This is a genomic window from Paenibacillus sp. sgz302191 (assembly GCF_057749925.1).
Map to the genome: position 1 here is coordinate 32511 of NZ_JBYLHY010000004.1, position 14995 is coordinate 47505.

The 14995-nt window shown below is 55.4% G+C and carries 14 protein-coding genes; 2 read left to right on the top strand and 12 right to left on the bottom strand.

Annotated features, from left to right (window positions below; genetic code table 11):
• Positions 1-20 precede the first annotated feature (20 nt).
• On the bottom strand, positions 21-1763 hold the full coding sequence (locus AC3G2T_RS06910; RefSeq protein ID WP_488434995.1) for an ABC transporter ATP-binding protein: 1743 nt from the start codon (positions 1761-1763) through the stop codon (positions 21-23).
• A 475-nt stretch (positions 1764-2238) separates the two neighbouring features.
• Here AC3G2T_RS06910 and AC3G2T_RS06915 point away from each other — a divergent pair, with 475 nt between their 5' ends.
• A complete protein-coding gene (locus tag AC3G2T_RS06915) occupies positions 2239-2415 on the top strand; it encodes a hypothetical protein (protein ID WP_474685018.1) in 177 nt (58 codons plus the stop codon).
• 74 nt (positions 2416-2489) lie between these two features.
• Here the strand turns inward: AC3G2T_RS06915 and AC3G2T_RS06920 are convergent, their stop codons facing one another.
• The 4 genes from AC3G2T_RS06920 to AC3G2T_RS06935 all read right to left on the bottom strand — a co-directional run bounded on the left by AC3G2T_RS06920 (position 2490) and on the right by AC3G2T_RS06935 (position 5693).
• Positions 2490-3671: a macrolide family glycosyltransferase gene (locus AC3G2T_RS06920; protein ID WP_488434996.1), complete on the bottom strand. Its 1182-nt coding sequence runs from the start codon at positions 3669-3671 to the stop codon at positions 2490-2492.
• 109 nt (positions 3672-3780) lie between these two features.
• Positions 3781-4122, bottom strand: coding sequence for a hypothetical protein (locus AC3G2T_RS06925; protein WP_488434997.1), 342 nt, complete (start codon positions 4120-4122; stop codon positions 3781-3783).
• 308 nt (positions 4123-4430) lie between these two features.
• Complete coding sequence (locus AC3G2T_RS06930; protein WP_488434998.1) at positions 4431-5270, bottom strand: M56 family metallopeptidase; 840 nt, start codon at positions 5268-5270, stop codon at positions 4431-4433.
• A gap of 3 nt (positions 5271-5273) precedes the next feature.
• Positions 5274-5693: a BlaI/MecI/CopY family transcriptional regulator gene (locus AC3G2T_RS06935; protein WP_474685015.1), complete on the bottom strand. Its 420-nt coding sequence runs from the start codon at positions 5691-5693 to the stop codon at positions 5274-5276.
• 169 nt (positions 5694-5862) lie between these two features.
• On the opposite strand from AC3G2T_RS06935, the gene AC3G2T_RS06940 reads away from it, so the two are divergent.
• Positions 5863-6630, top strand: coding sequence for a pirin family protein (locus tag AC3G2T_RS06940; RefSeq protein WP_488434999.1), 768 nt, complete (start codon positions 5863-5865; stop codon positions 6628-6630).
• A 68-nt stretch (positions 6631-6698) separates the two neighbouring features.
• Here the strand turns inward: AC3G2T_RS06940 and AC3G2T_RS06945 are convergent, their stop codons facing one another.
• The 7 genes from AC3G2T_RS06945 to pgmB form a co-directional block, all read right to left on the bottom strand.
• Entirely contained in the window at positions 6699-6953 is a 255-nt protein-coding gene (locus AC3G2T_RS06945) for a hypothetical protein (protein ID WP_474685013.1), read from the bottom strand.
• Positions 6954-7025: 72 nt separating this feature from the next.
• Complete coding sequence (locus tag AC3G2T_RS06950; protein WP_488435000.1) at positions 7026-9521, bottom strand: trypsin-like peptidase domain-containing protein; 2496 nt, start codon at positions 9519-9521, stop codon at positions 7026-7028.
• A gap of 337 nt (positions 9522-9858) precedes the next feature.
• Positions 9859-10251 (bottom strand): hypothetical protein, encoded by a 393-nt coding sequence (locus AC3G2T_RS06955; protein ID WP_488435001.1) that lies wholly within the window; start codon positions 10249-10251, stop codon positions 9859-9861.
• A gap of 211 nt (positions 10252-10462) precedes the next feature.
• Entirely contained in the window at positions 10463-11236 is a 774-nt protein-coding gene (gene fdhD / locus AC3G2T_RS06960; RefSeq protein WP_474685078.1) for a formate dehydrogenase accessory sulfurtransferase FdhD, read from the bottom strand.
• 83 nt (positions 11237-11319) lie between these two features.
• Entirely contained in the window at positions 11320-13674 is a 2355-nt protein-coding gene (locus AC3G2T_RS06965; protein WP_488435002.1) for an FdhF/YdeP family oxidoreductase, read from the bottom strand.
• 203 nt (positions 13675-13877) lie between these two features.
• A complete protein-coding gene (locus AC3G2T_RS06970; RefSeq protein ID WP_474685009.1) occupies positions 13878-14237 on the bottom strand; it encodes a Na-translocating system protein MpsC family protein in 360 nt (119 codons plus the stop codon).
• A gap of 102 nt (positions 14238-14339) precedes the next feature.
• Complete coding sequence (gene pgmB / locus AC3G2T_RS06975) at positions 14340-14987, bottom strand: beta-phosphoglucomutase (RefSeq protein ID WP_488435003.1); 648 nt, start codon at positions 14985-14987, stop codon at positions 14340-14342.
• Positions 14988-14995: the final 8 nt, after the last annotated feature.

Consider the following 14995-nt stretch of genomic DNA (forward strand, 5'->3'; position numbering starts at 1 on the left):
GTTATCTCTTGATCCGATTATTACCCGATTTGCGCTTCCAACTGCTGGCGGTCGTACTGTTCCTTGTACCAGCCGTCCAGCGCGAGAAGCTGCTCGTGCGTTCCCTCTTCGACGATATATCCTTCATCCAACACTACAATCCAGTCGGCGTGCTGCACGGCGGAGAGACGGTGGGTTGTGATCAGCGTCGTTTTGCCTGCGCGCTCGCTGCGCATGCCGCTTATGATTTCCGCCTCGGTTTTGGCGTCGACGGCCGACAATGCGTCATCGAGCATTAAAATCTCGGGATCGACGAAAAGCGCTCTGGCAATCGATACACGCTGCTTCTGCCCGCCGGACAGAGCGACGCCTTTTTCCCCGACGAGGGTGTTCAGTCCTTCCGGGAGAAATTCCACGTCCTTGCGGAACGCGGCCAGCTCCAGCGCCTTGTTCAGCTCCTCCTCGGTTCCTTGAGCGCGGCCGAACATGATGTTCTCTTTTACCGTTTTGGAAAAAAGAATCGGTTCCTGCGGCACATAGCCAATCCAGCCATGGAGCGTTTCAATGGTCAATTGCTCGATCGGCGTATCCGAAATGGAAATGCCCCCCTGGCCCAGCGGGTATTCTCTGAGCAGCTGTTTCAGCAGCGTCGTTTTGCCGCTTCCCGTCCGTCCAACGATGCCGAGCGTCTGCCCCCGCTGGAGCCGCAGCGAAATGTTGACCAGGTTATCGATCGATGAGGAAGGATAGCGGAATGTCACTTGATCGAAAACGATCGAGTACGGCACCAGCATCGTCGTCGCGGCAGGCGTATTGTTGACGTCCGGCTTGTAGCCGAGCGTCTCGTTCACGCGGTCCAGCGAAGCGTTCCCCCGCTGCATAATGTTCATCAGTTCGCCGATGGCAAACATCGGCCAAATCAGCATGCCAAGAAACGTATTGAAGGATACCAGTTCCCCTAGCGTCAACTCGCTATGAAACACCATATAAGCGCCGTAGCACAAACCGATGAGGTAGCTGATCCCCACGAGGATTTTCACAGTCGGCTCAAAGAGCGCGTCGATGCGGGCTACGGCGATGTTTTTGCGGTAGACGTCGTCTGTCATCTTTTTGAAGCTTTCCTGACTTGCCGTCTCCTGCACGAAAGCGCGGATTACCCGCACGCCGGCAATCGTCTCCAGCACACGGTCGTTCATCTGGCCGAAGGCATCCTGGGCGCTCATGAACCGGCTATGAATGCGGCTGCCGTAAATCGTGATGCAAACAGCCATAATCGGCAGCGGCACAATCGCCGCCAAAGTCAGCTTCCAACTAATAAAAAAGCCCATCATGAACAAAATCGTAGTCATAAACAAAGTGGAATCGACAAAGGTTAAAATGCCGAACCCGGCTGTCGCGGACACTGCCTGGAGGTCGTTCGTCGCCCTCGCCATCAGATCGCCCGTGCGGTTGCGCTCGTAAAAGGTGGGCGTCATCCGCAGCAAATGCCTCATCAGCCGGTTGCGGAGAATGCGCTCCAGCACAAACGCCCCGCCGAACAACTGATACAGCCATACGTAGGACATCCCATAGCCGAGCACAATCAGCGTCCCCCAAAAGAGCAGCAGCTTGATCAGCTCCATGCCGGTCAACGTGCCCATGTGAATCCCGTCAATGGCGTAGCCGATCAGCTTGGGCGGAATCACATCGATAATGCCGACAATGATAAGCAGACCCACGGCTAGCGTGTACCGCTTCCATTGCATGCGGAAAAACCAGCTTAATTTCTTTAATACGATAAACATCTATCACTTCGCTCCTTTCGATTACTTCATCTGTTCTGGTCCTGCCGTCTCCAACAACGCAAATTGGGCACACCGCACGCAGCGATATGCCCTCCAAGAAATCAAAAAGCGCACGTTACGAACTTGCTTCGTAACCCGCGCTCGTGTAAACGTATGAACGGATGCGGCAGCAGCCTGCACATAAGCTCAATGCATGCGGACTGTTCGTCGGGTTACAGGATATGAAGTTGTATGGTTTGATCCGCTATGTGCAAGTTCATCGTATAGATGATCCATAACCATTCCACTCATACTGAAACCCTCTCTTTCCAAAAGCTGTATGTTTTGCATTACAGAGGTGATTCTAACACCGTTTACTGGAACCTGTCAATTGGAGAATATGACTATAATTATTTGCGCCTCTTACCCCTTAAATGTCACACATGTTTCACAAACATGCGGCATATGGATGCAATATAAGCAAGGAGGGGATCGGATGGTTGATCAGGTGTTTGCGCTCATGGGCTGGATTGTTGCATTTGCCGCGGTGACGGGGGGCGTTATCGCGGGCATCGCCCGATTTATACGCCGCGATTCGGTGGACTACGATACGGAGTTTTTATGGGAGGAACGGAATACGCGGGAGGAAATGGAGCTGAAAAAGCGCGAATAGCCTGCGGCGGTCTGTATGAAATAAGCCCGAAGGATTACAATCCTTTGGGCTATTTTTGTTTGCATCATCAAGCTTCATAGGAAATAGTTTATAATAGCCTCAGCTGCTTCTGTGGCGGCATCTTTTTCTCTTAAAGAGGCGCCTATACGGCGTGCCGCCTCAAGATAAGACGGGTCGCTAAGTACCCGTTGCGCCGCATCTCGAAGCTGATCCGCAGATAATCCATCTTTGTCCAGGAAGATACCTGCGCCTAGCTCGGCGACGCGTCGGGCAACCATCGGCTGATCGGCCCCCTGCGGCACGACAAGCAAGGGCACATCGTGGAGCAGTCCTTCGTTCGTGCTGTTCATACCGCCATGTGTAATGAACAGCCGCGCCATGGAGAGAACCTCCAGTTGGGGAACGTAAGGCCTGACAATGAAGTTACCAGGGATCTCACCCAAAGATTCAATCGGAGTATTCCGGCCGGCCGAGAGAATCACGGTATGTTCAGAGCAGCCAAACGCATCGAAGCAGAGTCTATAAAAATTGAAATCCTTGTTGAATGCTGTTCCAAGTGAAATGTAAATAACGGAGGAATCTTCCAATCCGGGGAAATGAACCTCACCTTGCGGAAGCCGGGCGGAAACCGCGGGTCCGACGAAACGGAAGCGTTCATCAAAGGACTCTCCTTGAGGCTGAAACACTCTGGACGTATAAACGACATTTAACGGCTCCGGGTTGAAAAAGCCTTCATAGGGCGAAGTTATCTTATGGCCGAATTTTCGCTCAATCTCCGCACACAGCTGCTCAAACTCTGAAAGGGTCGTTTCGTCCGCTTCAGACAGAACACTCAGAAACATAGGTACCATTTCAAAAAATTTTTCCGTAAAGGCGAAAGTCGTACAGGAATTGACCGCAGACACTCCAAGCAGGCGAGCAATCGCCCCGCCGCCGCCGAACATTGAATCGTGTACGACGCCGTCGAAATGTTCCTCTTTTATTTGCTCCATCACTTGCGGGACCAAAAGCAGAGTCGCACTGAGCAGCCCATTGATCTTTGCCAGCATATGAGGACCATTGTGTATGAATTCTTTGTAAATTTGGAAAAAATCATAGGTACGGACCTCCGCCCCAGCAGCCTCCAACCGTTCCCTGAAGTGATCCGTTGTGTAATAAACGACCTCTTGGCCCCTCTGAACCAATTCCTTTACCACACTGATGGTTGGGTTGACGTGCCCTTCACCACCGCCATTCATGAAAAGAATACGCCCCATTCCAAACACTCCTTTTTCACCATAAAATAACTATATTTCCATTTTATAAAAAATCTTGTTCCTTCTCTATCCGTCTGGAGACTTAAAACCAACATAGAAATCTACGAACTTACAGTTTCTCTATATTCTTGTTTAAGCCAGAAGTTTGTATTTGTAAGCCGAATTTTGTAAGACGAATATTGAGGTTTCCGTTGAAAATGACGAAAAAGGCGGAACTGGCGAATACGTTGTCGGAGGGGAGCTTGGTGCAGCCATTCGTGAAGCGGCATGGACGCTGCGACGGGTAAACAACTGCACTTTCTTTTTGCAGGTTTTCTCCATGCTTGCTCCACGGAAACGCAAAAAGCCTGCAACAGAAAGTGCAGGCCTTTTCGTAAAAGTAGCATGTGCTGCCCCCGGGGTGACAGTCTGACTTTCGCAGCAGGTTTTGCGGGCATTCCAGCCACTTCACACACAGCCCCACCGTCTTTTGGAAGGTACAAGTTTCGGGCGGAGCAGGCTCGGCGAATATCGTGATAAGCAGCATTAGAGCAAAAGGACTGTCCTGGAGGCCGTTATCCCCCTGACAGTCCTTGCCCGGCCGTGCTGCTTGCCGGAGTGTCCCGTGGCTTTTTGCCGGCTTGATTTTGCCTGCGCTGGCCCTGCCTTTGCATTTGGCCGCCTTGCCCCTCGCACCTGCCGCCTCGGAGGTGGCCCGCCGCCGGGTCTAGGCACCACTTGCCCGCTAAGGTGCCCCGTATAGGCAAGCGCGGCCAGGCGCTAGATCAGCCCCAGCAGCAGGATGACGGAAATGGCGGAAATGATCAATCTGACCACGGGGAGTTTGAACGAGACGCGCATCTGCGGATTCAAAATGTGCATGATGCGGACGTTCATCGAAGTCTCTGCGAACGAAGCGTGCGAGATGGCCATTTGCGGAGCCTGCCCCTGCTTCAGCAATTTGAGGAGTGCGCTGCCCAAGTGGCCGGGGTGCTCCATTTTCGAAATCGCGTGCTTGTCAGCCCTGAGCTCGATAATAATTTTATATTTATCGGCTACCCATTTGAATATCGGGATATACCACAGTGAGACAGAGCTTACGGCCAGGGCGAAAATCGCCAGCGGGTCTCTCTGCCGGAGGTGATATTTCTCGTGTTCGATCACGGCATGAAGCTCGCCCGGGTCCAGCATGTCCAACAGGCCCGTCGACAAAATGATGCGCGGCTTCCACAACCCCATCGTCAGCGCTACGGGAGCAGGATGCGAGATCACGCTCAATTGCCCGGCGCAGAGCTGGTATTCGCTGCCGTACCGGGACGTAAGCACCGGGTTCACATGGCCTGACAGCTGTTTCGCCGATTTTGCGGAGATCCATGCATGATTGGCGAGCATCCACAAGAAAGCCGAGAACGAGTATACAATCAGGACGTTGACCGAATTAAAGGCGATGTGCGCCGGGACGTGCAAAACTTCAAACATGACCACGCAAAGGTCAAACAGATTGAAAGACGGTTTGAATCCGATCAGGCGCCCCAGAGCATAACATGTCATCTGGCATAAAATAAAGCCCGCGGCCAACAAGGTCGTGAACAACATGAATCTGGGACGAGACCCGCTCATGCATCATCTCTCCTTTTTCAATTCTTTTATTTTTTGCTCGAGTTGATCTAGCAGCTGCGGGTCCGCTTTGTCGAGCGCATCGACCATATGGGTTACCGCCAGGGTGCCGAATTCTTCGATCAGATCAAAAGCAAGCTCCTTGGACTGCGCCTCCATGAACGCTTCCCGCGACAGGACCGGGCTGTACGCAAAAGACCGCACCTGCAGCTCCTTCCGGAGAATGCCTTTGTCCACGAGGCGGTTCATGACCGTCATGACCGTGTTGAAGCTGAGCGCCTTCTCCTGATCCAGCTTCCGGTGGACGTCCTTGATCGTCATCGTCTCTTTGGAGCTGTCCCAAAGAATCTCCATAATCCGTGCTTCCAACGGGCCGAAAAACCTGCTCAATCCGCTGCCTTGATATTTAAAATTGTGCATTTTCATGGTTTAAACACCCCTTACACTACAAATTGTAGTAACTGCACCAGGTGAAGTCAAGACGTTTTTACCCGGGAAAGGGTGGCATTTTGACAAATGGGCAAAAAAATTTTATAATAACTTATATATAGTAAGTTAATAATTATTTTAAAGCAAAAATAGAGGAGGCGTCTTTATGAACATTCAAGTGTATGCGCCGTCGCAGCAAGGCTCAGGGGCGTTTGACGGAGGGAGATTCATCGAGCAGCGGCCGGTAAATTTTCCCGGCGAGCCCGGGGCCGTCGATCGCGTAGGTCCGCTGTTTTACTGGGCCTGGGGCCGCGCAGTAGAAGATGCGGAGATCGACATGCATCCTCACAAAGCTTTTGAGATTATGACGTACGTCATTAACGGCAGCGTCGAGCATCGGGATTCGCTCGGCACGCGGCAGACGGTCACAGCCGGCGGCGTTCAAGTGATGCAGGCCGGCTCCGGCATTTATCACGGCGAGGCGTTTCGCGGCGGCAATGCCGAAGGGCTGCAAATCTGGTTCGAGCCGCATTTGAGCCAAACGGTGAAACAGTCGCCATCGTATCATCAATACGACGACGCGCAGTTTCCGAGCGTCGAGCAGGACGGCGTCACCGTGAAAACCGTCGTCGGTCCGGGAGCGCCCGTCCGTCTTGAGACGGACGTGAAGGTCTTCGACATCGCGCTGGCGGACGGAGCCGCCTACGCGTACAAGCTGGAGGAAGGCCGGCGCCTCGCCTTCCTCGTCATCCGCGGAGCCGGATCGGGCTCCGCCGGGGATAGCCCGTCCCCCGCATTCGCGCGGGGGGACTTCGCTGTCGCGCAGCCTGCTGCCGGAGGCGGGCTGCTGGAGCTGAAAGGCGGCGCGGACGGCCTGCGGGTCGTCGCCATCGATGTGCCGGAACAGCCGGGATACCCGCTGTACCGCAAATAAGGCCGGCCTGGCGGCACACCCCGGCCGACAGCAAAAAAGCCCCTGCGGATAAGGGGCTTTTTTGCCTGTTACTGCATGCTTTGCAGCCTTGATTGTTCCTGCCGGAGCGCCGCCTCGGCTTGCTCTACGGCTGGCTGATTATGGTGAGCTTTTGCCTGTTCGACCGCTCTTTCCGCCTGCTCGATCGCATTGTGCGCTTCCCGGATCGTCTGCTCGGTCGGATGGGACATCGCGCGGGAAACCGCATTGTGCACGTTATCCACGGAGTTCTGGGCGGAAGAGACGACATTTTGCGATTGTAAACTGGAATCTTGGCTGGCCATAACTGCCTCCTCATGTGTAATTGCGCTACACCCGCTATGTTGAGGCAGTTGGGCGATTTTTATGCAGCCCGTTTATTTGTCCGAAAACTTGATGGAATCGAAAGCTTTGTTGAGCCGCGCTTCATTCTCCGCCGTGCGAACCGCCTCGCGTATGTGCAGGATCGCCGTGAACGTTACGTTGTTTTGGCGGAAAATATAAATCGTCTCCTGATACGGCATTTTGTTCAGCGCGTAATGAACGACATATTTCTTCGCCTTCGCCCCGCCCGGCAGCGTTACTTCCTCATCCGCATATTTATATTCGCCGTCGTTGTCATGGTTTTTCTTCTGCAGCGCATCCTCGGCTTTCACCGCATCCTCGTAGCTTGTTTTCGAATCGGCCTGGATCGACAAGCTGCCGCCGGTGAATACGAATTTTTGACGGTCGTCTTCCTTCTTGTCGTAAGATTTGCCGTTGGTCCATGTTTCCGGAATTTGCAGCGTGTACTTGTACTTATCGTTCTTGTAAGCTACAGTCCGGTCCGGATCGAGCAGTTCGTTAACATCCTGAATAAAACCGAGCTCTTTATCCATCAGGCCTTTATCGACTTTAGCCGAAGCCGTGATCGCCTCGAGCGTCTTATTCACTTCGCCCTCGTCCTCATCTTCCGGATAAGTGAAGTCGATCTCGTACTTGTACTTATCCTTAATAAAATACAAGGAGTAAGCGGAAGTCCACTTGCTGCCAAAGGTTTGCGAGTAAGCGACCTTCAAGGCGGGAACGCCGGCCAGTGTCAGCTCGACAGGTTGTTCCATTTTGCGGTAATCCGCCACGAACTGCGATTCAAAATGCTTGCGCTCCCGGTCGACCCACGCCTTCAGCGTATCCCCGGAAGATGCGGAAGTCACGCTCACCGCAACGACTTGCGAGTAGTCCGCGTTGTAGAAGGAGGAGCCGCTCAAATAGCTGCTCTTTTCCCAGCCGCTCGGCAGGTCGAAAGACAAGCCGTACCCGTTCGAGTGCGATGTATTGGCGTCGGAATAGACGGAGATGTCCTTCAGCGACTCATCTTTGCCGTTAAAAGAAAGCTGGAAGCTGTCGAGCAGATCGTTGAAGCTGTTTTGCTTGAAGCTGTTGTTATACTGAGCCTTCCTTACATATAGTCTGACCGTGTACAGTTTGCCCTGATGCAAATATCCCCGCGTCTGAACGTAACCTTCCTCTCCGGATCGGCCGACGATTTTGGCGTAGGAGACATTGTCCTGCTTGACGTACTGCCTCTCCAAAATCGTCGCGCCGTCATAGTTCTTATCGCCGCTGCCGTCCAGCTTGCTCAGCAGGGCCGAAGGCGACAGCTCGTCGCTCAGGTTGCTTTCCACATCGACGGACAAATAAAATTCGCCCTTCGCATCCACAAAGCTGACGGAATCGCCGTTATCCGATTGCTCGCTTTTAACGAGCCCTGCGGGGTACTTCATCGACCAGCCGAAATGGCTGTCGCCGATCTTCGTTTTGCCTCTGTCGGCATCCAGATAGGAACCGTCCGTATCCTGGGTCGCGTGCGACTCCTCGGTTTGCGCTTCGCCGAGCGTTATCGACTTCGTCACCGACGAATTGCCGGATTTGACCGCAATGCTCACGGTGTCGCCGGGCAAATACTTTTTCAAAGCCTCGTTGTAATCGACCATCGTTTTAACCTGGCTGCTGCCGATGCTTTCGACCAGATCGTCCTGTTTGATGCCCGCTTTGGCCGCAGGAGAATCGGGATCTACATAGGCGACGCGCAGGCCGGTCGAACTGGGCAGGCCGACTACCGCTTCCCAGCTCTCTTCCAATTCAACGCCCAGATAAGGACGTTTAACTTTGCCGTAAAGCTTGAAATGATTCAAAACATATTTCACCGTATCGATCGGAATCGCAAAGCCCAAATTCTCAACGCCGATTTCCGCATACTTCATCGTGTTGATCCCGATCACTTCGCCGTTCATGTTGATCAGCGCGCCGCCGCTGTTGCCCGGATTGATCGCGGCATCCGTCTGAATGAGCTGATACTGCGAATTGACCGATCGGTCAATTCCGCTCACGATGCCTACGGTCACCGAGTTGCGCAAGGCAAAAGAAATCGGCGTACCGATAGCAGCGACAGTTTCCCCGACCTCAATATCCGATGAGGAATCGGCGAACTTCGCGACCGGCAGGCCGGTGGCGTCGATTTTGACGAGCGCAAGGTCGCTCTCCTCGTCGATGTTCGTCGCGCGGCCGTTGTATGTAGTGCCGTTCGACGAGACGACAACGATATTTTTCATATTCTTGACGACGTGAGCGTTCGTAACGATCACTCCGTTCGACTCTACGATAACCCCCGTACCGTGCGCCAAATTGTAGCGGCTTTTCTCCCACGCCTTGTTCGTATCCGAAGACGGCTTGCCGATAATCGCAACGACGGAAGGCGTCATTTGCTCGACAACTTTAGGCACTTCGGATTTTTGCGCCGCATAGGAAGGCGCCGCGCCCAGCCAGGAAACGACCAAAACGACGGCCGCCAGCGAAACTAAGCTTCTTTTTGCAATACTTTTCCATTTCCCCATTGTAGTTTCCCTCTCCCGGCGTCATATTGCTGGACATTGATGAACATACAAGCGCAAAATCTACTCTACCAATTCCTGCATTTTCTAAGAAGATGCAATAGCTTGAATCTAGCACATCCGGCGAAAGGAGACAATACAATTTTTCCCACAAAAAGGGAGGCAGTTCGGGTACATAAAAAAGAAGGGGTTTGTCGCGAGCTCTCTTTTGGCAGCCGGAAAGCGGGGTTAGACAAGCAAAGGTGTGTGCGGAGCCATTGGCGCAGCCGTTCGGGAGGCGGCTTGGCGGCCGGGAAAAACCTGCGAAAGTCTGAGTGTCCGCGAAAGTCGTGTTCACCTGTTAGGGGCGGCCAGTTGGGGGCCAGCTATTTGGGATGCAACCATCGTGAAACGGCCTGGTGAAACGAAAAACCTGCGAAAGCGCAGGCTTTTTCCATGAAAGTAGTTCAATTTGGCGAAAAGCCTGCAATTGTGCAGGAATTCCCAATAAAAATGGGTCTAAGCACGTATGCACGATAAAAAAACTGCACTTTTGCAGGAATTTTTTGCAGTTGGCGTAATAACGAGCAAAAGCCTGCACTATTGCAGGTTTTTTGCACATTTGCCACTGATTAGCCTGCTCTAACGGGCGGATCGGCTGGCGGGCCACTATCGCCGTCATGCAGCGCAACACCGCGCACTGGGAGCTGCGCGTGGCGCGAATAAGCGAAGCATGGCGCTTCGCAGCCAGCATTGGCCAGCTTCAGCGCCAAACCAGCAGCTACTCCCTGCGCACCGAACAGCTATCAGCATCACCTTCGACGCTAAACCGGCGGCCGATCCAGGCGTACCAATCAGCTTCCAACATCGCCTTCGCTGCAAATTCCACTGGCCGGTCCAGGTGCACCAACCAGCCTCCGGCCTCGCCGTCCCCATCAAACCCGCCGGCCGCCCCCGCGCCTCGATCAGCCTCCGGCGTCGCCTTCGTGCCATTCCACGATCCGGTGCGGATGCGTGTAAACCGCCAGCTGCTGCCCGCGGATAAAACCGACCACGGTGATGCCCAAATCGTGCGCCAGCCGCAGCGCCAAATCGGTAGGCGCAGACTTGGAGAGCAGCAGGCCGACGCCGATTTTGGCCGCTTTCAGCGCAACTTCCGAGGATACGCGCCCGCTAAAAGCGATGAGCTTGTCGCGCACGGAAAGACGGGTTCTCAGGCAGTGCCCGTATATTTTGTCCAGCGCGTTGTGCCTGCCGATGTCTGTTCTGCTCAGCAGCAGCTCGTCCGCGGTGCAAAGCGCGGCATTGTGCACGCCGCCCGTCGCGCGAAAGTCGCCGGAGCGCTCCTGCAGCTCGCTCATCAGCCGAAAGCACTGCCGGACGGACACCTGCAGCTTTGTCCGCACCGTTTTGGCGGTTCGCACATCGTTATGAAAATAAAACTGCCGGCTTTTGCCGCAGCACGATCCGATCCAGCGCTTCGACGCCATGTCGCGGCTCAGCTCGTGCTTATGCCGCAGCTTGACGTGGGCGAACCCGCGGTCTTCGTCGAGCGAAAGCGACTCGATCTGGTCCGCGAACCGGATCAAGCCCTCCGACGCCAAAAAACCGGTCACCAGATCGACTACATCGACCGGCGTGCAGACAAGCGTGGCGAACTCCTCTCCATCCACCTTCAGCGTGAGCGGGGCCTCCACTGCGATCTCATCCGGTTCGCCGATCAGCTCCGGGCCGCCCATATAGCGGTAAACCTGCCATGTCGTGGCAGCTGCCCGACCGGCGCCGCCGGCCGCCGCAGCATCATGCTCCCGATCCATGCGCATCACTCCATTTCCGTTTCAAGCTCCTGAATGCGCTTTTCGACATAACTCGTATCTTTGCGGGCGTGGAACGTCTCCGCTTTTTCCACAATGACCGCCGTATTATATTCCGGTATGCCGGCGTACTGCTCATATACGCCTTTGGGAATCAGCGAATTGCCTTCCGGCCAATGCACCTCGATATTGCCCTGCTTCACCGCAGCCGTTTTCAGCCTGCCGTGCATGCTGCCATAACTGTTAAAAACGATGACGGCCTCGCCTTCCGCCAAAGCAAGCTCCCGCGCGTCGGCGTCATGCATCAGCACATCATACCTGTCAGCGTCGTTGAACGGGTCCGTATCGCTATATATCATCGAATTGAACTGTTTGCCGCGGCGCGTCGTCACGTAAAAATGCCCCTCCGGCTTGCGCAGCTCCGGCAGCACGATCGGCAGCAGCGCGCCGCGGCCGTCCGGCGTCGGACAGATGCCGTCCTCGCACAGCCAGGCGCCGCCCCACTGGAACACGTCGCCGCGCTCCCGCAGGTGCTGGATGCCGTCGTAGTTCGGCGCGGCCTCCGCAATTTCCGCGCGGATCGCCTCCGCGCTGCCGCAGCCGAGCCGTGCAGCGGCTTCCGGCTTCACGCGGCGGGCGAGATCGACGTAGATCGCCCACTCCGCGCGGGCTTCGCCGATGCGGGGGCCGGCGATCTCCGGCGAGAAGTACACCATCCGCTCCGTCGAGGTGGACGTGCCCCCTCCGGGCTGCTCGTAGCGCGTCATCGCAGGCAGTACCACTACGGCCTCCCGCGCGTCAACGAGCGTGGAGGTGTTGAGGATGATGTCCTGATGGACGCGGACATCGACTGCCTCCAGTGACTGGCGGACGAACGCCGGGTCCGGCATCGTCTCGAGAAAATTGCCGCCGGATGTGTAGAACATCCGGAGCTTGCGCTCCTGCTCCTCGGGCAGGAGCGCGTTCTCCAGGGTGACGCCGACGATGTCGCCCTGCCAATCCGGCAGCTCGAAGCCCCAGAGCTGCCCGATGCGCTTGCGGTCGGCGGCGCTGCTGAATTCGCCGCCGGGGAGGCTGAAGGGATCGGCGCCCATTTCGCCCGATCCCTGGACGCCGCTGTGGCCGCGGATGGGCATCAGCCCGCAGTGCGCGCGGCCGAGAAAACCCCGCAGGAGGGCGAGATTCGCCACCTGCGAGATGTTGTCCGTGCCGAAGCGGTGCTGTGTGAGCCCCATGCTCCACACGAATACCGCGCTCCCGGCACGGGCCAGCAGCTCCGCGAACTCGCGCATGCGCTCGCGGGAGAGTCCGGACGACTGCTCCAGCGTCGTCCAGTCCTGCTGCGCCGCATGGGCGCGCAGCTCTTCGAAGCCGTTCGTGTGCGCCTGCACGAACGCGTGGTCGATGGCGGAGCCCGGCTGGCGCTCCTCCATCTCGAACCAGTGCTTCATGACCCCGTTCATGAAGCCGATGTCGCCGCCGATGTTCACCTGGTACACATCGTCGGCCAGCTTCGTCCCGAACAGCGCCGATTCGGCAATGGAGGGAATCCAGTACTGCTCCATGGACGGCTCGTAGTACGGGTTAATGACAATGATTTTCGTCCCTTTGCGCTTGGCCGCATACATATACTTCGTCGAAACCGGCTGGTTGTTCGCGGCTACGCTGCCCCAGAATACAAGGACGTCCGTGCCGATCCAGTCCTTGTAATTGCAGGTCGAAGCGCCTACGCCGATGGAGCGCTTGAGCGCCGTCTTCGACGGCGAGTGACAGATGCGCGAGGCGTTGTCGATATTGTTCGTACCAAGGAATCTGGCCACCTTGGCCGCGGTATAATACGACTCGTTCGTGATCCCTCGGGCGGTCAGATAGAACGCCATCTGCTTCGGATCGATCGCCCGAATTTTGGCCGCGATTGTATCCAGCGCTTCATCCCACGTCGCGCGGCTGAACTTACGCTCTCCGGCCCGCCGGATAAGCGGATACGGAATGCGGCCGAGCGCTCTGAGCGCGGTGCTGTCCATGCGCCGCAGCTCATCGATGTCGGCGTGCAGCACCTCCTCGCGGATCGCGGGCATCGTATTCAGCCGCAGCACGTTGAGCCGCGTCGTGCAAAGATGCGGTCCGTCGAGCGTCTGGTCGTACAGCCCGGATACTCCCAGCGCGCAGCCGTCGCAGACGCCCTGCGTCAGAATCCGGTACGCGTACGGCAGATTGTCCCTGTTCTGCCAGGCGATTTTGGCCGTCTCGCGGATATGTTGCGGTTTGATTTTACCGAGCCCGAACGGAACAGCGCTGACCCACAGCTTGGGATTCGGCATGGCAGGCAGCTTGATCGGCCCGGTATGTTTGGTTGTACCCATGTTCCTCTCTCCTCGTATAGTTATAGGGACCGGACTTTTCCTTCGGCGCAATTGCTGCTTTTTCACAAAAAAACCACCGCAAAACCGCCTATCTGGTTCTTAGGTGCAGATCCAAATAAGCAGCTTCACAGTGGTTAGTCTCCGGCAGGTTCGCTACCAAGCGCCAACAGCACTTCATGCATGTATATAATTGTTTTGGGGCTTTACTTGCAAAATTTCCGCTCGATGTCCTGATCGAACACAAAGACCGACATTCCCGTATCTTCCAGGATATCGATATCGACGAACAGCCGGACAAATTGGGCGCCCAGCAGTTCTTCCATTTCTACGGGCGGATGATCGCGGTACATTTCTTTGACCATTTCCGTGCGAGCCGTACGAAGCATCTGTCTGCCATCGTCGGTCTTCGCGATAAATTTTTCCACGGGGGACAAATTGCCCTCCATCTCGCAAATGGCCCAATGTTTGCAAAAGGTCGTCTTGATCCGTTCCGGCCCCTTGCCCATGTGCCGTTTGCGGTAAGCCTTCACGAGGTTGCTGAATTCCGCCTCGGTTCGGTTCATGAGTCAGCCACCTTCATTAATCTCTTCAGGGCGTCGCACCGCTTGCGCGCACATATTCATCTTAATGGAAGGAAGGCTTTTGTTCAATAAGAAATCGTTCGATTACCGGTCCCCGGCCACGATTTGCAGCAGCTCTCCGACTGTTTCCATCGCATACTGGGCTTGCCCGCAGGAACGGGCTTCCCCGACGGCAGCCACCTTCATGCCCGCGCGCAAAGCTGCCTCCACTCCGGCTTCCGCATCTTCGACGACAAGACAATACTCCGGGGCAATGCCCAGCATGTCCGCCGCCATCAGGAACACTTCCGGATGCGGCTTGCTTTGCGTAATGTTATTTCCGTCCGAAATTGCATGAAAGGAGCCGTCAAGTCCGGTTTTTCTCAATATGAGCGGAGCGTTCTTGCTGGAAGAGCCGATGGCGATTTTGATGCCCCGCTGTTTCAGCGCTTCCAACGTTTCTTTGACGCCCGGCAAAAGGTCCGCTTCCGTCAAAGCCTCAAGAAGTTCCTTGTACGCTTCGTTTTTTTGCTCCATGAGCTGCCATTTCTCCTCTTCGGAATACATTCTTGACGACCGTTCGAGGATGATGTTCAGGCTTTCCATGCGGCTTACGCCCCTCAGCCGGTGGTTGATCTCCCGGTTGAATTCGATATTTTCACGCTCGGCAATTTGCTTCCACGCTATGTAATGATAATGATCCGTAGACACGATTACGCCGTCCAAATCGAAAATAACTGCCTGATAGCGCATTGGAACCC